Genomic DNA, 19,132 nt, shown 5'->3' with positions numbered 1-19,132 from the left:
GCAATCTTCCCTAGAAGGCCACTGCACAAAAGAAAAGAGCGGGCCAAAGCCCGCTCTTCCCTAACCAAATAATCCAGATGGATTAGAAGGACATTGCTAGACCGAGCGACCAGCGATCGGCGTCAACGCCACCAGCTGTTTCGGACGAGCTGTAACCGAAGTGTACGCCAGCACCACCACCGAGGTCGTATTTAGCTGCAACACCGATGCCGTCTGCTTTGCCTGTGCCGTCTACGTCGTCTTCTGCGTAGTTAGCGTGCAGGGACAGCGCACCAGCGGAGTAGCCGAGGCCGATTTGCATCAGGTCACGGTCAGCACCGACGCGATCTTCACCAGTTGCGACCATGATGCCAGCGTTCAGAGCGCCAAAGCCGTAGCCGAGGGACACACCGGTCAGCTCAGCGTCGCCAGTTGCGTTTTCTGTGCCTGCTTGGTGTGCGATACCGAAGGATACGCCAGCAACGTTGCCTTTGAAGCCGACTGCGAAGCCGTTTTCTGCGTCTGCAACACCTTGCTCAACCGACACTGCGAAAGCGTAGTCGCCGAAGGAGTAGTCGTAGCGTGCGATCATGCCGTCGCCGTTACCGTCGAGGTACGAACCTGCATAGCCAGCGTAGGATGTTTCAGCGTCGTTCAGCGAACCTGGGTTACCGACGTTGCCGCCTTCGGTCAGGGCCCAGTCCATTGCGCCGTCGGTGTCACCGAAGGTCAATGTGCCGAATGCGCCGGATACGAAGATCGTGTAGTCGATGCTGTCGTCGTCGGAGTTGTCGCCGATGCCTTGGCCGCCGTCTGCGTCAGCAATTGTACCAGTTGTGAGTGTGCCAGGGTCGAGTGCAGCACCAGTATCACTTGTATCAGTTGTCACAGCGGTGACGCGCGTGTCTGCGCCGCCACCAGCTTCCAGAGCGTCGTCCAGATCGATGGTTGCGCCGAATGCCAAGCCGCCGTCTGTTTCGCCAGTCATGGAGAAACGAACGTCTACGGAAGAGTGGAAGCCAACTTCTTCAGCAGCTTCACCGCTGTCTGCGATACCCAGCTCAGCGTAACCGGACAGAGCGACGTCTGCGGATGCAGTGCCGGCGAATGCGACGATTGCGGTCGTTGCAAAGAGACGATTGAAGACCAGCGTCTAGTCGCAGTCGACGACTGTAAGCGACGATAAACACATCATATTTAGGCTCTCGTCCAAGTGTACATCAGACAATACTGCTTGTGCAGCATAGGCAGGAGCACAAGATGATCTCATTCTTCAGACAATCCAAGACCACCGATCTACAGCGTAGTAGTACCGCGCCACTACTCACACTAAATGCGTTCTTCGATCAGCACTACTTTCCACACGCAAAAGCCACCAAGCGCTTATCCTACCATGACTGGAGCATATACAACACGCACATGCGTGAGCAGTTGGGAAGCTACACACTTGATGAGCTGACCAACCCTGTACTGGATGTGTGGGTTAGAGAGCAGGTGGTCAAAGGCTACAAGCGCAGCACCATCAACAAGCACATCCACCTCGTCAACAGAATGCTGAACCTAGCCAGACACTGGGGACACATCATGGGCTACAGCAAGCAGCAGCAGAACCTCAAGAAGCTGGCAACTGGTGATTATACACAGCGCTTCTTGAGCGAGACTGAGATCGAAGGACTACTCAAAGCCTGTCGTGCCAACAGCAATCCATTCCTCTATTTGTTTGTGCAGCTGTTGTTACTCACCGGTGCACGCAAAGGCGAAGCACGCTGCATGCGTTGGCGCGATGTAGACACAGTCAAGCGCATCTGGACAGTACCACGCAGTAAAAATGGACGCTCAAGACGCATTGTATTGAGTTCTGCAGCACTCAGCACACTGGACAGCACACGCACGCAAGCACTGCACTTGGGTCTACCCACCAAGCCAGACAACTACGTGTTCACAAACCCCAAAACACTCACTGCCTATCACAGCTTCTATGCAGCGTGGTTTGTAGCACGTGACCGAGCAGACCTCAGTGATGTACGCATACACGACCTACGCCATACCTATGCCAGCATGCTGATAAACAGTGGTGTAAGCTTGTACGAAGTACAGACGCTACTGGGACACAGCAGCATGCAGATGACACAGCGATACGCACATCTAGAGCCAAACCTGCTGCATCAACGCACTGAGATTGTCAGCAAAACCATCAGCAGTTTGAGTATTTGATACCAAAGGCACTAGGGATATTGGCTCTGCACAAAGTATCCTTGATCCCGATATTCAAACACTCCACTCCCGCGATGTCAGTGTTTCACAACACACTACAAAAAAACCCGCCACTTGGGCGGGTTTGGACAGTACAATTGTTACCTACTGGTCGCGCATGCAGCGCTAGGGTCGCTGAAGGTGTCTGTTAAACAGACACTCTTGGATAAAAACCAACAACTTCAACAGACACCATCATCATGCTGCAGATAGATCACATCCAAGAGATGCATTTTGAACCATATCCTCCACAGCACCCAACACATCCCGCCAATTTCCGCATACATCCAGAACCTTCAACAAGGGTTGTGGACCCATTGCAACGCCATGACTAGCCAAGATTTTCTGCACAACAGGCAAATAATTCTTTGCCACAGGTGGTTTGATCTCAATGCAGTCACAGCGGCTTCTTATTGACGGATCAATCGCATGCAAATGATTGGTGGTCATAATGAACATGCCACCATGTTGATCCATAAACGCACGTAAGTCGAATTGGTTGCGCCGCGATAACAGATCGGCTTCCTCAAGCACGCACATGGATTCAACCTCAAGCAGCTCAGCAAACCGCCAAGTGCCTTCAATAGGCGTCAAAAAACCCTGCTCCACATTACTACAATTGATCGTCTGCCAGAACCCACGATTGATAGGGTCTCGTGTTGTGACCAGTAATTTTGCAATTGTGCTTTTTCCTCCGCCATAGGTCCCATGCAAAATTATGGGTTTGGTGCGCTTGCAGGCGGCATACTCCTCCAGCCGCCTCTGGATGTCTGACTGCGCAAAAACCAATTCACTAAATTGTTCAGGTGCGTGTTGTATCGCAAACTTGCTCATAGCTTTTCCTTTCCCCAACACAGCAGATTTAAGCTGCTACCGCCTCTTTAACTGCACGCGCAAGCGTCGCTTGGCGTGTCCGCTCTTGCGACAACTCCGCCTTAGGATCGTTCAACATGCTTTGCTGCTTTGCCGCGTGCTCCAAAGCTGCATTCAACAGTGCGATGTTTTGGATGCCGCACACTACTGTTGATGTGCCATCTGCATTGAGGCGCAAAATGGCGAGGCTCAGGTTGTTTTCGGTCTCTGCATTGGGCGTGATGCCGTCAACTGTATCAACGGTAACGATACCATCGGCTCCTACGAACAGCTTCTCTGCAGCTTCAATGCGTTGTTGGCGCAGTTGTGCAGGGCTGACACCGCTTGCATTGCGGCGGCGGATTTCTTCCACACCACCAGCATTGGTGATGAATGTTGCGAGAGACACATTCTCAGGCTTTTCAGCCAGTGCGACTTGGATGACACGGGCGTAAGTATACGCACGCTTGCCACAGTCCCCAAAGATCAAGCGTACAATTTTAGTCAGCGTATTAGTGCTGGCATTAAAGGCAATGTTACGTTCACGCAGCATTTGAGACACAACATTGCGCAACGATGGGCTGTGCTTCACTTGCGTATACTGGTTCAGGCATTTCTCCAGCAGTGCATACAGCTCTTGATTGGACTTCAGGTAGCTACCTGCCTCCCAAGCTTCACGCTCAGCAACGAGGTTCGACAGTGTGGTTTCGAGGGTCTTGGGCTCAATGATGTTTGACATAGTCATGCTATTTTCTCCGATTGGATTGATTAAAACGCAGCAAGCAAAATCACTCGCTACAACCTCAATATACCTTAAAAATTGTAGCCAAATTGAATGTCGTTATGGTTAAGATGATGATGACTAACTTTAGAGATACTGATCATGATACCTGACGAGAAACGCCACAAAAGCGGAGCATTGTTCTTCATCTATGCCCCACCAAGCAAAGGACGCACACGCAAAGATGGAACACTGATCAGCAAGCGTAAGCTGCCCAACCCACCATTTCATGGCGCAAAGCCGTGGCAATGTTCGGTTTATTATTTCTGGTGGGAATACCTACGTCGTCATGAAGGTTATCGTGACACTTGTCGCTTGAGGGGCAAAGGCGAATACGCAGGTTTATATGCTGACTTTGGTGATGTGCATGCCACTGACGATTTCTGGGCATGGTGGCGTGCTCACCAACAATTGTTCTGCGAACCGCCATCTAGAGGGGTTCAAGAGTGTCTGTTAAACAGACACTTTACTGAAGACGAGTTGGTGATATCCGTGCCGCTTGAAGTACGAACTGTGCATCTCGTGCGCATGTTCCGCCGCCTGCTGCAGAAAAACTCAGACCGCATACAAACGGCGCGTGCCAAAAGCCGTGCTCAATATCCGGTCTACACAAAGCCTAATTTAAGCGCACTACACACCAGCTTGACTGTATGGGACATCCAGCAATCTAACCCTGATTTAAAATTGCACGAACTTTTTGACATTGCAGCAGAACACACAATGATTGCAGTGGATGAACGCATAATCATCAAAGGAGATGATGGCGACAAACCGTATATATTGCACCTCGCCAAGGCTGAACGAGAAGCAAGAACACTCGGCTATGACGATGTATTCCTGCGCGAAGCCAGAAGGGTCGTGCGTCGTAGGAAAGCTCAAACCGTTAACCGCCACATCAAGACCGCCAACGCTTACATCAAAAATGTGGCGTTGGGACAGTTCCCCCAAAAGTAGGTTACTCGTCAGGCACTGCTGTTATGTGATGCGAGTGCCTGACGAGCCTTTTGCAGCTTGATTTGCTTTTTTTGTCGTTTGATGCGGTCTTGCTGTTGGCGCAAAGCTTTGAGGCGTTGATCTAGTGCATCCACACGTTCCAGCAGTGGACTGCGGCATGACTGTTTCATTGGATGCTGTACCCCTGCCATTTGCTCTTTGCTGCTTGGGTCAGTTCGTGCTCACACAGCTGCTGCAACTGCCTGAGGTTCTTGCCTGTCTGCACTGAGTAATTACGACCACTGGACAAAAACGCATCTGCATAAAATCCCAACTTGTTGGCACACACAGCCAAAGCATCAGTGCTGGGTTGCAGTCCCCTAAAGCGCAATGTGCGCATATACCCCTCGCCTCGACAAAGCCAACGCTCACAAAAGTCTTGTTCGTTGTCAGCCAAGCCCTCAGCAATCACGAGGTTGCAGATGTTCTCAATCGTTAATTTTTCAGCCATAGTCTCTCCTTATTGTTATTTATCAACACAATATGGATATTCTATGTGCTCCTCTTGCAGAGGAAGCAGTGCAATGCTGCTTTGATGTTCGCTCTCGCTCATCACACAGCATTCACATATTTTTTGCTTCAAACCTATTTTCTAATGATATTGCAAGGAGCAGGATAGATCACGCCCCGTAGGGCGTGGATCTGTCATTGCACGTCGCTTTGAACAGGCTGTAGTCACCAAACCCCGACACAGCAGGGAAGAGCAGGTCTTGCTATCATCTCTATTACAGGCTCATCAAACGCATACTTGGGACCGATACAGCGCAGCTACCCCAAGCATTGACGGTTCTTCCGTCTCACTTGTCCTAGAGCTTATCTCTAAACTCCAACCGTTACGACGATGGAAACCCTGTCAGGCAGAGTTTGAGGCATCCACCAGCCGCCCAGTGGGTAGTCCATCGAAGTTAGAGAACTGGCACTCTCGCTAACCGCCACACAGCAGAACGGGTTTCACAGCGTAATTGCATTCGGCACGCCAACCTTGATCCAGTTTCAATGCGCTTTCGCGCAACTGTGTTTATTTATCAACGAGCGTAAGATTGACCAAGAAAACCTCATAGAATTACTACTCTTTGACTTAAACGCATAAGTCGTTGAGATCACTGACGGTGTGTTAAAAGGCAGTTCTGGTCGTCCACCCAATACCTCATCGCTTACACTGCGTGCACTGGATCGATGGGAATTGGAGGCGCACATGCGGCAGGCACGTATTGTAACAGACACAGAACAAAAACGGATCAACACTTATCTCAACACACGCCGTCATGCAGTGCGAGATCAAACCATCTTTGCTGTCAGCTTCAATGCTGGACTGCGCGCAATGGAGATTGCCGCACTCACTGTGGGTGATGCATACACTGATGATGGCACAATACGTGATGTGATCAATCTCACCACCACCAAGGGCGGATATGCGCGAAGGGTGTTTGTGAACAAACGCCTGCACACTGCACTCCGGCGATACCGTGCATGCATCAAAACCAATACTCCCCACAAACCACTGTTCCCCAGTCAAAAGGGTGGGCACTTTTCAGGCAACACCATGTGTCAGCTGTTTTTGGAGGTGTACGCTGCTTGTGGGATCCATGGTGCAAGCAGCCACAGTGGTAGACGCACTATGATCACTCGATTGGCGGACAAAGGCATCAGTGTACATGTGTTGGCAGCTATTGCTGGGCACAGAAACATTGCCACCACTCAGCGCTACCTAACAGTCAACGACGCCATGATTGCACGTGCTGTGGAACTGGTGTGATGGCAGGAAAGACCGAAGTAGCGCTGCGCAAACAGCTGGTTCGTGAGTTGGAGCACAAAGCTTGGCTCGCCAAGCACTTGCAGGGCACAGTACAACAGTCTCAGTGCCACAAACGCATACTGATACTGCGCACCAAACTCACACAGCACACTGGCAAGCACAGCACACGGTAGCCATGCTGTAGTGCCAAACAGAAAAGAGCGGACCGAAGCCCGCTCTTCCCTAACCAAATAATCCAGATGGATTAGAAGGACATTGCCAGACCGAGCGACCAACGGTCGACGGAAGCAGCAGTACCAACGGAACCGGAACCGTAGGCGACGTGTACGCCAGCGCCGCCACCAAGGTCGTATTTCGCAGCAACACCGAAACCATCGGATTGGACGTTGTTGGTTTCACGCTCGGCGTAGTTTGCGTGCAGGGACACGGCGCCAGTTGTATAGCCAAGACCCAGCTGCATCAGGTCATCGTCTTGACCTAGGCGGTTTTCACCGGTTGCGAGCATGATGCCAGCCTTCAGGTCGCCGAAGCCGTAGCCGAGGGACACACCAGTCAGGTCAGCGTTTGCGCCGCCAACAGCTCCAGCAGTACCTTCTTGGTGAGCGATACCGAAGGACACGCCAGCAACGTTGCCTTTGAAGCCGATGGCGTAGCCATTTTCTTCGTCCAGAACGCCTTGCTCAACCGATACTGCCAGCGCGTAGTCGCCGAATGCGTAGTCGTAACGAGCGATCATGCCGTCGCCGTTACCGTCAAGGTAAGCACCTGCATAACCAGCGTAGGATGTTTCAGCGTCGTTGATGGAACCTGGGTTGCCGACGTTGCCGCCTTCAGTCAGAGCCCAGTCCATTGCGCCATCGGTGTCACCGAAGGTCAAGGAGCCGAATGCGCCGGACACGAAGATCGTGTAGTCGATCGAGTCGTTGTCGGAGTTGTCGCCGATACCTTGACCAGCGTCAGCAAGGTTACCTTGTGCGGCTGCGTTGCCACCAGCTTCCAGAGCGTCATCCAGATCGATGGTCGCGCCGAAAGCCAAACCGTTGTCGGATTCACCAGTCATGGAGAAGCGCACGTCTACGGAGGAGAAGAAGCCAACGTTTTCAGTGGCGGTGCCGTTGTCAGCGATACCCAGTTCAGCGGAACCAGAAACTGCGACGTCTGCGGATGCAGCGCCAGCGAATGCGACGATTGCGGTCGTTGCAAAGAGAACTTTTTTCATAGTTTTCCCTCGTGTGTTTTTCAAAATTAGGCCCACCACGGGGAATCCGTACTGGGTATGCCCCTCTCTCACGGTTTCGTCATAGCTTTGCAAGCGAGGCGAATTGACTGCGGATTTTTCGCCATCAAAATGGTGCAGACATGCCACAGTCTGTTTCCGCCACCGGCACCTGTTGGGTGGCAGGCCACTATATACACGCACAAACGGATATAGAGCGCGGGGTCTTGCCGGTGCATCCCCGCTCGGATAGACCAACGTGAATAGATATAGATGCAGGGGCGAGACGCATGACGCTGGGGATTACGGCCAAGACAATCGGAACGGTGGCCCTGCTCACCATGCTCGGCGCCTGTGGCGGCGGCGAAAGAACCGGCCTGTTCGGGCAAACCCGCGACGAGCGGATCGCCAACCAGACCAACCCCGCCAAGGAACTAGAGGCCGAACGCCGCGCCCGCGGGTCTGTGTTTGACCTGTTCGACAACGCGGACGACCCAAATGTAACGGTCGAAGTGAACCGCTACTTGTGGAACGCAACGCTGGATGTCCTGAGCTTTATGCCCATTGAAGCCGCTGATCCGTTTTCGGGCGTGATCCAGTTTGGCTACGGCACGCCCCCCGGCAGCGGCCGCGCGTATCAGGCCACCGTGTTCGTGACGGACCCCGCGCTCGATGCTCGGTCGCTGAACCTTGCGCTGCGGACCCGCTCCGGCGCCGTTAGTCCCGAAATTCAGCGCCAGATCGAAGATGCGATCATGACCCGCGCCCGCCAACTGCGGATTGCCGACGGCGACCTATAGAAATTCTGCGCCCAGCGCTTTATGCGTCCCGTGAGCACGCCACACCAAAGGGCGGCCCGCGTTTAAGAAGGATATCCCATGAGCCGGTATGAAACCTCCGAAGTTGAGCCAAAGTGGCAAGAGAAATGGGATGCCGCGCAGGTTTTTGAGGCCAAGGTCGATCCGAACCGGCCCAAATACTATGTGCTAGAGATGTTCCCCTACCCCTCGGGGCGGATCCACATCGGGCACGTGCGCAACTATACGATGGGCGACGTGATCGCGCGGTATAAGATGTCGTGTGGGTTTTCGGTGTTGCACCCGATGGGATGGGATGCGTTCGGCATGCCTGCCGAGAATGCCGCGATGGCCTCGGGTGGTCATCCCAAGGATTGGACCTACGCCAATATCGACGTGATGCGTGGCCAGATGAAGCCCCTTGGCCTGAGCATCGACTGGACCCGCGAATTCGCGACCTGCGATCTGGAGTATTATGGCCAGCAGCAGGCACTGTTCCTAGATATGCTGGACGCGGGCCTTGTGTACCGCAAGAAGGCCGTCGTGAACTGGGACCCCGTGGACATGACCGTTCTGGCCAACGAACAGGTCGAGGACGGCAAAGGCTGGCGGTCTGGCGCTGAGGTAGAGCGCAAAGAGCTGACGCAGTGGTTCTTTGCCATTTCATCCATGGCGGATGAGCTGTTGGAAGCCATCGGTGATCTGGACGACTGGCCCCCCAAGGTGAAGCTGATGCAGGAAAACTGGATCGGCAAATCGCGCGGCCTGCAATTTGGGTTTGAGCGTGTTGATGGGGGCGACCCGATTGAGGTCTATACCACCCGCCCCGACACCCTGAACGGCGCGTCTTTTGTTGGTATTTCGCCCGGTCACCCCATTGCCAAAGCGATGGCAGAAGAAAACCCCGAGGTTGCAGCCTTTATCAAAGAGGCCAGCAAAGGCGGAACCACCGCCGAAGCCGTCGAAAAGGCGGAAAAGCTGGGCTATGATACTGGGCTTCGGGTCAAACACCCGCTTAACCCCGACTGGGAACTGCCCGTCTGGATCGCAAACTTTATCCTGATGGATTACGGCACGGGCGCTATTTTTGCCTGCCCCGCCCACGATCAGCGTGATCTCGATTTCTGCCGCAAGTACGATCTGCCGGTGATCGACACCTTCTTTGGCCTAGAGGATGCGACCCCCGTTGAGGCAGAGGCCTTTGTGCCGACCAAGACTGAGCGTGTGCGCTGGGTTGATCACTTTGCCGGGCTGGATATCGCGACGGGTGAAGAGGCCATTGAGGCCACAATCGATTTCGCCGAGGCCGCTGGGTGGGGCAAAGGGGTTGAGCAATTCCGCCTGCGCGACTGGGGCCTGAGCCGCCAACGCTATTGGGGCTGCCCCATTCCTGTGGTGCATTGCGCCACCTGCGGTGTGGTTCCTGAAAAGAAAGAAAACCTGCCCATCGCGCTGCCTGATGATGTCAGCTTTGACGTGCCCGGCAACCCACTGGATCGCCACCCAACCTGGCGTGACGCGACCTGCCCCACATGTGGTGGCGCGGCCCAACGTGAAACCGATACGATGGACACCTTTGTCGATTCGTCTTGGTATTACGCGCGCTTCACCGCGCCGCGCGCAACGACCCCCACGGATATGGCCGAGGTCGACTATTGGATGAACGTCGATCAGTACATCGGCGGGATTGAGCACGCGATTTTGCACCTGCTCTATTCACGATTCTTTGCCCGGGCGATGCAGGTCACTGGCCACCTCCCCGAAAGCGCGAAAGAGCCGTTCAACGCGCTGTTCACCCAAGGCATGGTCACCCACGCGATTTTCAAAACAACCGGTGCAGACGGTCGGCCAAAGTATCACTACCCCGAGGAAGTCGAACTGCGCGACGGCAAAGGCTTTCTTGAGGACGGCACCGAGGTCGACATCATCCCGTCCGCCAAGATGTCCAAATCCAAGAACAACGTGGTCGACCCGCAGGCGATCATTGCGCAATACGGCGCGGACACCGCCCGTTGGTTCGTGCTGAGCGATTCGCCTCCCGAGCGGGACGTTGAGTGGACCGCATCCGGCGCGGAAGCGTCGTACAAACACCTGCAACGTGTCTGGCGCATCGCCTCAGACGTGGCGCGGGCGGATCGTGCGGCCAACGATGCAGACGCCGAATTGCTGCGCGCTATGCACAAGACCATCCAAGAGGTCACCCAATCCATTGATGGCTTTGCGTTCAACGCGGCGGTGGCGAAGCTTTATGGCTTTACCAACACGCTCAACAAATCCGATGCAGGGGCCGAAGCCCGCCGCACCGCATGCCGCACGTTGGCTCAACTGATGTCACCCATGACCCCGCACTTGGCTGAGGAAATCTGGGCTTTGCTCGATGGCGAAGGGTTCGTCTTGAACGCAGAATGGCCCAAAGCCGACCCCGCCATGTTGGTCGAAGACACAATAACTTTGCCCATCCAGATCAACGGCAAACGCCGCTCTGAGCTAAAGATCGCCAAAGACCTTCCCAAGGATGAGGTTGAAAAGCTGGCGCTCGCGGATGAAGCTGTGGTCAAGGCTTTGGACGGCGGCACGCCCAAAAAGCTGATCGTGGTGCCGGGGCGGATCGTGAATGTGGTCATCTAGACGAAACGTACTTTTGGGGGCTGCAGCTCTTGCTGGCTGCGGCTTTACCCCTGTCTATGGGCCTGACGGCGGAGCCAATGGCATTCGCGATGCGATCCGTATGGATGCACCTAACACGCGCGATAGCTTTGATTTCGTAGCCCAAATGGAACAGCGGCTGGGTCGCTCAAACGCACCGCGCTACGATCTGTCCTATGTGATCACCACGCGTGAAAGCGGGCTGGCCATCACCGGCTCTAACTTTGTGACCCGCTTCAATGTGCAGGGCACCCTAACCTATGCCGTTCGCCCCGTCGGCGCCGCCGATCCGGTCACCGAGGGCGTTGTGACAGGCTTCACATCCTACTCCGCCAGCGGCTCGACCATTTCGACACTCGCCTCAGAGCGGGACGCAAGCGCGCGTTTGATGGTTATCCTCGCGGATAAGCTGGTGGCGCAACTGCTCGTGGACCCTGCTCTCACATGAAGCTCGCGGGCGCACAGGCCACACGGTTCTTCGCCAAGCCAGAGGCGGGGATTGCAGGTCTTTTGATCTATGGCGCGGATGCAATGCGCGTGGCTTTGCGCCGCCAAGAAGTGGTAGCCGCGCTTGTAGGTCCCGAAGGTGAGGCCGAGATGCGGCTCACCCGGATGCCCGCGACTGATCTGCGCAAAGACCCCGCCGCCGCCCTAGATGGCCTCAAGGCGCACGGCTTTTTTCCCGGCCCCCGCGTGGTCTTCATTGAAGACGCGACCGAAGCCCTGGCCGCCCCGATCATCGACGCATTGGCGGAATGGCAAGACGGCGACGCGTCTTTGATCGTGACCTGCGGCTCGCTCCGCGCGACATCGAAACTGCGCAAGGCGTTTGAAGGCCATCGCCGGGCCTATGCTGTGGGCCTCTATGATGATCCACCCTCGCGTGAGGAAATCGAAGCTGCCTTGCGCGCCGCAGGACTAGAGCAAATCAGCAATGAGGCGCACCGCGATCTTGACACGCTTTCACGGGCGCTGGACCCCGGCGACTTTCGCCAAACTGTCGAAAAGCTGGGTCTATACAAACGTGGCGATACCACCCCGGTAACCCCTCTAGACGTCGCAAACTGCGCGCCTGTGACGATTGAGGCGGCCCTTGATGACGTGATCCACGCCAGCGCGGAGGGCCGCGGCAATGAAATCGGCCCCTTGATCCAAAAGCTAGGCGGCCAAGGCGTGCAGGCCGTGGCGTTGTGCATTGGGGCCACCCGACATTTCCGCACCTTGTACGCGGCAGCCTGTGACCCCGGCGGCGCAGCCCAAGGGCTTAGCCGCGCAAAACCGCCCGTCTTTGGCCCACGGCGTGACCGGATGGCCCGTCAGGCGCAGCAGTGGGGCGTGCATAAACTCCAAGACGCCCTGCGCGAGCTGACAACCGCTGACCTAACCCTGCGCTCGTCCTCCATGGCACCGCAAATGGCGGTGATGGAACGGACCCTGCTGCGCCTTGCGGTTTACGCCAACCGATAGGTCGCTGCATGCCGTCCAGCCCAAAGCCCGGTCGCAAAACAGGCCGTTAGAAGGTAGCCGCCCGTAGGGGCCTCCCAATCCAGCATTTCACCGCAAACAAACGTGCCCGGCCTGTCCTGCAGCATAAGCTGATCATCCAAGGCATCACACCGCACCCCACCAGCAGTTGAAATCGCCTCATCCATAGGGCGTGGCGGACCAAGCGGGATGGGCAGGGCTTTGATGACGGATGCCAAATCATCCGGAAACGGTCGGGCGAACTCATTCAACAGCGCGATTTGCACTGGCGTCAGGCCCAGCGCCTTCCGCAAATGAGTTGCAACACTGGCCTTCCCTCGCGGGCGTGCCAACCGCGCGGCCACCTCATCACGTGACAGATCAGGCTTCAGGTCCAGCGCCAGCCCCGCGCCTTCACGCAGCGCGCGCGAGATTGCATAAATGCCCCCGCCCTCTAGCCCACGGCCCGAAACAACAATCTCACCTCGATGCATCCGCCCCGCAACGCACAGGCCGCAATTCTTAACCGGAGTCCCAAAATGACGCGCCATATGGTCGGACCAATCCACGAAAAACCCCATGTTCGCGGGTTGAAACGGAGCAACTTGCACCAACCAATCTGCCCATGCCCCGTCAGATCCAAGCCGCGCCCATGATGCCCCACCACACGCCAAAACCGTCACTTCGGGGCGCGCAGCTACCGCCCCTTCGGGCGTTTCGAAACACACAGATGAACCATCCCACCCGGTCCAACGCCAATTGTGCCGCAACACAACGCCCAACTCATCCAAGCGCGCCAACCACGCCCGCAACAGTGGTGAGGCTTTCATCGCCGTTGGAAACACACGCCCCGTTGATCCCGTAAACACCTCTTGCCCCAAACCAAGGGCCCATTCCTGCACCCGCTCAGGTCCAAATTCGGCTAACATCGGCGCCAACCAATCCTCGGCTTCCGCGTAAGCTGCCCCAAATTCAGCGTCAACCTTGGTCAAATTCAGCCCAGATTTGCCCGCCATTAGGAATTTACGCGCAGGCGACGGCTTAGCCTCCGCCACGACCACCCTGCGCCCAGCGCGGGCCAAAGCCTCCGCGGCCATCAACCCGGCAGGTCCCGCGCCAATGACCAACGCATCCATGCTCTTGTCCAAATCCAACATAACCCCACCATTAGGCGCGACACACGATCGGAGCCAGCCTAATGTCCGAACCACATCCCATCTGCGCGCTCTGCGAACGGCCGGTTCCGCCGGACGCTCCACAAAGTTTGCACCACCTTGTGCCAAAACTTCGCGGCGGCAAAGGCGGACCCACAGTCCTTGTCCACCAAATCTGCCACAACGAAATTCACGCAAGCGCCTCCGAGGCGGAACTCGCCCGCCTCTGGAACACCCCCGAAACGCTCCGCACCCACCCAAGACTGGCTAAATTCATCGCGTGGATTCGCAAACGGCCCGCAGACTTTCACTCCAAAACACCTGGCGGCCGTCGTAGCTGGAAAAAACGCTAACCCTCTTTGGTTCTCAAATATCCTGGGGGAGGCGGCCTCGGCCGACGGGGGCAAAGCCCCCTATTCGTACGCTGATACTAAATCAAACGCCTTGCGAAATACCGTCGGCAAATCATCCCGAACGACGGGCTGGAACTCCACGCCCCCAGATGACTGCTCCACTGTGTGCACGCGCAACACTAGGTGAAAATGCGTGAACGTATGGCGGACCTCGCCCACCTCGCGCCAGTCAGCGACAAAAGGCGCGGCTGGCGCAGGATCATCTGACCAATCAGACCCCGGAAACCCGATCATCCCGCCCAACAACCCCTTATCGGGACGTTGCTCCACCAACCAATGATCCCCCCGCCGCGCAAGATAGATATACCCATGGCGCGTTGGCTTCGTCTTTTTCGGCAGTTTCTTGGGCAACTCAGCCTGCACGCCTTGCGCCCGCGCGAGACAGGGCGTGGACCACGGGCAAATCCCACAGGCCGGGTTCCGTGGCGTACAGATCGTCGCCCCCAAATCCATAATCGCTTGCGCATAGTCACCGGGCCGGTCCTGTGGCGTGATCGCTTCGGCAGCCTCGGTGATTTCTGGTTTGGCCTTGGGTAGCGGCGTCTCAATCAAACGTAGACGGGCAATCACCCGCTCCACGTTTCCATCTACAACCGTTGCCGGCGCATCAAACGCGATAGAGGCAACAGCAGCCGCCGTATACGGGCCAACTCCCGGTAGTTTTAGCAGCGCCTCAACCGTGTCAGGAAACACCCCACCATGATCTGCGGCCACAACGCGCGCGCATTTCAACAGGTTACGCGCGCGCGCGTAGTACCCAAGCCCTGCCCATGCGGCCATCACATCGGCGTCCTCAGCCGCCGCCAAATCCGACACGGTTGGCCATTTCGCCATGAACTTACGCCAATAATCCCGCACCGCAGCGACGGTGGTTTGCTGCAACATCACCTCGGACATCCAAATGCCATAGGGATCGGGTCGTTCTCCGGTTGCGCGAGCGGCAGGTCCCACGCGCCACGGCATCACCCGCGCATGTTGGTCATACCACCCTAACAAATCTTCGCTTAATTGCTCACGCATTGGTTATCACAGCCCTTGTTCCCCTCTGCTCACCGTGGTGTAGGATAGGACGACTCGGGGAGACAACCACATGCAGCCTGCACGGCGCTCCAAAGGATTTCGGCGGACCAGCACACTGGTGGACCAAAAAGTCCGCGCCGTGACCGGACAGCGTGGCTTTGCGGAAACCCGCATCCTGACCCATTGGGATGACATCGTCGGCCCAGAGACAGCCTCAATGTGCCGCCCCGTTGATGTAAAATACACGCGCAAACATGTCGGCGCGACCCTTACCCTGCTGACAACCGGGGCAATGGCCCCGATCCTCAAGATGCAAGAGCCCGGCATCCGTGAACGCGTGAATGCCTGCTACGGCTACAATGCAATTGGCAAAATCCGCATCACTCAAACGGCCCCCACCGGCTTTGCCGAAGGTCAGGTTTCATTCCAAGCGCGCCCCAAAACACCCAGCCTCTCGGCCCAAGAGCAACATGCCAACCGCACGAAAGCCGCCGTCCATACCTCAGATGTGCAAGACGAAGGATTGCGCGCCGCCCTTGAACACCTTGGCGCAAACATCATCTCAAAACAAAGCCGGTAACGCGGCCCCCTAAAGAACCGGAGACCCCCCGATGCTGAACCGTCGTTCGCTCATGATCATGATCCCCGCAGCTGCCGCTGGCGTCGCATACAGCTATTGGCCCCGCGCCGAGGGCACGACGCCCCCAGCGTTTGACCTGCGCGCCAATGCCCAAGAAGGGTCGATCACCATCGAAGACATGACCATTGGCGACCCGAACGCACCGGTCAAAGTGGTCGAGTACGCCTCATTCACCTGTCCACATTGCGCGAATTTCCACCGCGATACGTTCAAGGATTTCAAGGCGGAATACATCGACACCGGCAAAGCACATTTCACACACCGCGAAGTCTTTTTTGACCGGTACGGGTTGTGGGCCTCGATGATGGCGCGGTGTGGCGGGGCAGACCGGTATTTCGGCTTGATCGATTTGGTTTACTCCACCCAAAGTGACTGGGCGCGCCAATCCCAGCCCGCGCTGGTAGCAGATGCGCTTAAGAAAATTGGCCTGCAAGCCGGTATGGACAGCACAACGCTAGACGCCTGCATGCAGGACGCCGACATGGCTCAATCGCTTGTGGCTTGGTTTCAGGACAACGCGGGCCGCGATGGCATTGAATCCACACCATCCTTCGTGATTAACGGCACTATGCATTCCGGCAACATGTCGCTGAGCAGGCTGGGTGAATTGGTCGACGCCGCCAGCTAAAGCAGCGCGCGCAGGCGGGCCTCTAGCGGGGCCCAGTCCTCAATCTCTAGCCGAACCGGCAGCGTCATCACCCGCCCCCGCAGGGCGGGTGGCAGTCGGACGGCATCCTTTTCCGTTGTGACCGGCTGAGCGGAAAGTTTGGCGGCTTTATCACCCAAACGAGTCAAAAGCGCTTGGGTCAACGGCTGGTGGTCCGACAAGGCTTCGGTCCCGCGCAGGTCCGCGCCAAGCGCTTTCAAAGTGCGAAAGAATTTCTCCGGCTGGCCGATGCCCGCAAAGGCGAAGACAGGCACGCCCTGCCAACTCATACCCGTGGGCAGGGGCGCAAGTGTCCCGCGCAGCTGGGGTGGGCCGGGGATATTCACATGATCCTCAGCAGCCCCGATGCTGAGCGTGAAGTCAGCCCGCGCAAGGCCCGTTGCGATGGGTTCACGCAGAGGGCCCGCCGGAATGACCTTGCCGTTGCCGAACCCTTGGCGGGCGTCGACAACCACGATGCTCAAGTCCTTTTCCAGCGCAGGGTTCTGAAACCCATCGTCTAGCAGGATAATCTGCGCACCAGCCGCGACGGCCGCCTTGGCCCCCGCGGCGCGATCCTTGGCCACCCAAACGGGACCAAAGGCCGCCATCAAAAGTGGCTCATCCCCAACAAGTTCGGCACGATGTTTGCGTACGTCGACCTGCACTGGCCCTATCGACGATCCGCCATACCCACGTGAAACGACATGCACCGCAACGCCCCATTCCGTAAGGCGCTGCATCAATGCAATCACGGTCGGCGTTTTACCCGTGCCGCCCGCGTTTAGGTTGCCAACACACACAACAGGTACGGGCAATCGCAAGGGCGTGCCCTTAGCCAACCGCCGCGCTGTCGCTGCCGCATAGATGGCACCAAGTGGTGACAACAACGCAGACCAAAGGCCCGGGGGGCGCGTCCAGAAACCCGGCGCGCGCATCAGCGTTTCGCCTTTTCTATCATTGCCAAAAGGGCGTTCACCGTTTCATCGACAACCTCGGCCCCGTCGGACACGACCTCCCACGCGGCATGTGCAAGACGCGCGGCTTCCTCTGGGGACAGGGCAGCATCCACTTGCTGGCCCAGATCATCAGCCGAGGACACAAGTCGCATCGCGTTGCCATCCGCCAAGCGCCCAAAGATTTCGCGAAAATTATCCGTGTGCGGCCCTGTCAGGATCGCAGATCCCAAACCCGCCGGCTCGAACGGATTGTGCCCACCGATCGGCACCAATGATCCGCCCAGAAACGTCACCGGGCAAACCCGGAACCACAGGCCCATTTCACCCAGCGTATCAGCCAGATAAATCTGGGTGTCCTCGGTCAAATTCTCATCGGCAGAGCGTTGCGCGACGTTCCACCCGTCTGCGCGCAAGTCGGCGGCAATCGCATCGCCACGCTCCGGATGCCGAGGCACGAGGATCAACAAAAGCCGCAATGACGCGCGGCGCGCATACTTATGCGCCTGCGCCACCACCGCCTCTTCACCGGGATGCGTAGAGGCCGCGAGCCAACAGGGTCGTCCCGCCAGTTGCGCGGCAAACGCCGCCCGCTCCACCTCTGCGCAAGGTGGTGGAGCGGCACCTTCCTTGAGCGTGCCGGTCACACGAACCGCACTGCCTTTCGCCCCGAGACGGCGAAGTTTACGAGCGGTTTCTCGATCTTGGGCACGGATTTGGTCAAACCGTTGCAACAAGCTAGCTGCCGCACCAGAAAACCATTTCCACTTGGAAAAGCTCTGATCAGACATGCGCGCATTGATTAACGCCAAGGGGATGCCGCGTGCGTGCGTGTGATGAATCAGCGATGGCCACAGCTCACTCTCGGTCCAGACGGCAAGGTTCGGGCGCCAATGATCCAGAAAACGGCGCACAAAGAGCGTGGCATCCAGCGGCACATATTGGTGGATTACTTGCTCAGGCAGTTGTTTGGCCATCAATTGTGCCGACGTTACGGTGCCGGTCGTCATCAAGATATTCAGGTCTGGGTCCTGTTCGATAAGCCCTCGCACTACATCCAACACAGAAATTGACTCGCCCACGGAGGCGCAGTGGATCCAAATCAAACGCCCCTTGGGGCGCGCTCTCCCTGGAATGCCCTTACGCTCAGGCAGCCGGTCGGCGTCCTCTTTACCATCAGCGAGGCGAGCCTTCAGCTTGCCCTCAGCAAAAGGGGCCGCGCGGGCGGACCACGCGAGATAAGCGGCCAAAGCCAGTGAGCGTGCCATCAGCTTAGGTGTCCAGCTCCTCGGTGGGGGAGGCTGCTGCCTCCTCATCCCGAAGCCTGTGAATATGGGCGATGAAGTACCGCATATGCGCGTTATCGACGGTCTTCTGAGCCTCAGATTTCCACGCATCGTAGGCCGAGGCATAGTTCGGGTACATCCCAACGATGTGAATGGCTTCCACGTCTTTGAAGACATTCTTAGTCGGGTCCACCAGTTCGCCGCCAAAGACGAGATGTAGTCGCTGAACCATAGGAGGCTCCTTTCGGGTCACTTTGCGGGCACCATAGGCGTTGACCTT

Annotated in this window: 20 protein-coding genes; 10 read left to right on the top strand and 10 right to left on the bottom strand. The window is 56.8% G+C overall.

Annotated features, from left to right (window positions below):
• Positions 1-82: 82 nt before the first annotated feature.
• On the bottom strand, positions 83-1,096 hold the full coding sequence (locus PM04_RS13160) for a porin (protein ID WP_255347915.1): 1,014 nt from the start codon (positions 1,094-1,096) through the stop codon (positions 83-85).
• 143 nt (positions 1,097-1,239) lie between these two features.
• Here PM04_RS13160 and PM04_RS17430 point away from each other — a divergent pair, with 143 nt between their 5' ends.
• Entirely contained in the window at positions 1,240-2,193 is a 954-nt protein-coding gene (locus tag PM04_RS17430; RefSeq protein WP_052077308.1) for a site-specific integrase, read from the top strand.
• Positions 2,194-2,430: 237 nt separating this feature from the next.
• Here PM04_RS17430 and PM04_RS13150 read toward each other — a convergent pair whose 3' ends face one another.
• Both PM04_RS13150 and PM04_RS13145 read right to left on the bottom strand, forming a co-directional pair.
• Complete coding sequence (locus PM04_RS13150; protein ID WP_038007587.1) at positions 2,431-3,066, bottom strand: AAA family ATPase; 636 nt, start codon at positions 3,064-3,066, stop codon at positions 2,431-2,433.
• 28 nt (positions 3,067-3,094) lie between these two features.
• Positions 3,095-3,823 carry a hypothetical protein gene (locus PM04_RS13145; protein WP_152600857.1) on the bottom strand — a complete coding sequence of 243 codons (729 nt, stop codon included), beginning with the start codon at positions 3,821-3,823 and terminating at the stop codon, positions 3,095-3,097.
• A 144-nt stretch (positions 3,824-3,967) separates the two neighbouring features.
• Here PM04_RS13145 and PM04_RS17905 point away from each other — a divergent pair, with 144 nt between their 5' ends.
• The gene (locus tag PM04_RS17905) at positions 3,968-4,819 is read left to right on the top strand and encodes a hypothetical protein (protein WP_152600856.1); all 852 of its coding nucleotides are present in this window, start codon (positions 3,968-3,970) and stop codon (positions 4,817-4,819) included.
• Positions 4,820-4,985: 166 nt separating this feature from the next.
• Here the strand turns inward: PM04_RS17905 and PM04_RS17425 are convergent, their stop codons facing one another.
• Positions 4,986-5,309: a DUF6626 family protein gene (locus PM04_RS17425; RefSeq protein WP_052077307.1), complete on the bottom strand. Its 324-nt coding sequence runs from the start codon at positions 5,307-5,309 to the stop codon at positions 4,986-4,988.
• A 744-nt stretch (positions 5,310-6,053) separates the two neighbouring features.
• Here PM04_RS17425 and PM04_RS13130 point away from each other — a divergent pair.
• Positions 6,054-6,614: a site-specific integrase gene (locus PM04_RS13130; protein WP_038007578.1), complete on the top strand. Its 561-nt coding sequence runs from the start codon at positions 6,054-6,056 to the stop codon at positions 6,612-6,614.
• A 244-nt stretch (positions 6,615-6,858) separates the two neighbouring features.
• Here PM04_RS13130 and PM04_RS13125 read toward each other — a convergent pair whose 3' ends face one another.
• Entirely contained in the window at positions 6,859-7,833 is a 975-nt protein-coding gene (locus tag PM04_RS13125) for a porin (RefSeq protein ID WP_038007574.1), read from the bottom strand.
• A 287-nt stretch (positions 7,834-8,120) separates the two neighbouring features.
• Between PM04_RS13125 and PM04_RS13120 the strand changes: the two genes are divergently transcribed.
• The 4 genes from PM04_RS13120 (at position 8,121) to holA (ending at position 12,740) form a co-directional block, all read left to right on the top strand.
• Positions 8,121-8,630 carry a DUF3576 domain-containing protein gene (locus PM04_RS13120; protein WP_038007571.1) on the top strand — a complete coding sequence of 170 codons (510 nt, stop codon included), beginning with the start codon at positions 8,121-8,123 and terminating at the stop codon, positions 8,628-8,630.
• A gap of 78 nt (positions 8,631-8,708) precedes the next feature.
• Positions 8,709-11,255, top strand: coding sequence for a leucine--tRNA ligase (gene leuS, locus PM04_RS13115; protein ID WP_038007568.1), 2,547 nt, complete (start codon positions 8,709-8,711; stop codon positions 11,253-11,255).
• The gene (locus tag PM04_RS13110; RefSeq protein ID WP_052068469.1) at positions 11,242-11,721 is read left to right on the top strand and encodes a hypothetical protein; all 480 of its coding nucleotides are present in this window, start codon (positions 11,242-11,244) and stop codon (positions 11,719-11,721) included. The genes leuS and PM04_RS13110 overlap by 14 nt, the downstream gene beginning before the upstream one ends.
• Positions 11,718-12,740 (top strand): DNA polymerase III subunit delta, encoded by a 1,023-nt coding sequence (gene holA / locus PM04_RS13105; protein ID WP_038007562.1) that lies wholly within the window; start codon positions 11,718-11,720, stop codon positions 12,738-12,740. Before PM04_RS13110 ends, holA begins: the two co-directional genes overlap by 4 nt.
• On the opposite strand, the gene PM04_RS13100 is transcribed toward holA, so the two are convergent.
• Positions 12,725-13,873 carry an FAD-dependent monooxygenase gene (locus PM04_RS13100; RefSeq protein WP_152594042.1) on the bottom strand — a complete coding sequence of 383 codons (1,149 nt, stop codon included), beginning with the start codon at positions 13,871-13,873 and terminating at the stop codon, positions 12,725-12,727. The genes holA and PM04_RS13100 overlap by 16 nt on opposite strands.
• Before the next feature lie 62 nt (positions 13,874-13,935).
• On the opposite strand from PM04_RS13100, the gene PM04_RS18235 reads away from it, so the two are divergent.
• On the top strand, positions 13,936-14,244 hold the full coding sequence (locus PM04_RS18235) for an HNH endonuclease (RefSeq protein WP_081946101.1): 309 nt from the start codon (positions 13,936-13,938) through the stop codon (positions 14,242-14,244).
• A 60-nt stretch (positions 14,245-14,304) separates the two neighbouring features.
• On the opposite strand, the gene mutY is transcribed toward PM04_RS18235, so the two are convergent.
• Positions 14,305-15,324 (bottom strand): A/G-specific adenine glycosylase, encoded by a 1,020-nt coding sequence (gene mutY, locus PM04_RS13090; RefSeq protein ID WP_038007556.1) that lies wholly within the window; start codon positions 15,322-15,324, stop codon positions 14,305-14,307.
• Between the two features lie 70 nt (positions 15,325-15,394).
• On the opposite strand from mutY, the gene PM04_RS13085 reads away from it, so the two are divergent.
• On the top strand, positions 15,395-15,904 hold the full coding sequence (locus tag PM04_RS13085) for a DUF721 domain-containing protein (protein WP_038007554.1): 510 nt from the start codon (positions 15,395-15,397) through the stop codon (positions 15,902-15,904).
• A 31-nt stretch (positions 15,905-15,935) separates the two neighbouring features.
• Positions 15,936-16,592 (top strand): DsbA family protein, encoded by a 657-nt coding sequence (locus tag PM04_RS13080; protein ID WP_038007553.1) that lies wholly within the window; start codon positions 15,936-15,938, stop codon positions 16,590-16,592.
• Here the strand turns inward: PM04_RS13080 and lpxK are convergent.
• The 3 genes from lpxK to PM04_RS13065 are packed head-to-tail and all read right to left on the bottom strand — an operon-like array spanning position 16,589 to position 19,084.
• Positions 16,589-17,548 (bottom strand): tetraacyldisaccharide 4'-kinase, encoded by a 960-nt coding sequence (lpxK, locus tag PM04_RS13075; RefSeq protein ID WP_038007551.1) that lies wholly within the window; start codon positions 17,546-17,548, stop codon positions 16,589-16,591. The two genes, PM04_RS13080 and lpxK, sit on opposite strands and share 4 nt — an antisense overlap.
• Positions 17,548-18,834 carry a 3-deoxy-D-manno-octulosonic acid transferase gene (locus PM04_RS13070; protein ID WP_038007549.1) on the bottom strand — a complete coding sequence of 429 codons (1,287 nt, stop codon included), beginning with the start codon at positions 18,832-18,834 and terminating at the stop codon, positions 17,548-17,550. The genes lpxK and PM04_RS13070 overlap by 1 nt, the downstream gene beginning before the upstream one ends.
• 4 nt (positions 18,835-18,838) lie before the next feature.
• Positions 18,839-19,084: a DUF4170 domain-containing protein gene (locus PM04_RS13065; protein ID WP_038007547.1), complete on the bottom strand. Its 246-nt coding sequence runs from the start codon at positions 19,082-19,084 to the stop codon at positions 18,839-18,841.
• Positions 19,085-19,132 lie beyond the last annotated feature (48 nt).

Source organism: Thalassobacter sp. 16PALIMAR09, assembly GCF_000765485.1.
Classification (GTDB): Bacteria; Pseudomonadota; Alphaproteobacteria; order Rhodobacterales; family Rhodobacteraceae; genus Thalassobacter; species Thalassobacter stenotrophicus.
This window is presented reverse-complemented; position numbering and strand designations above follow the sequence as displayed.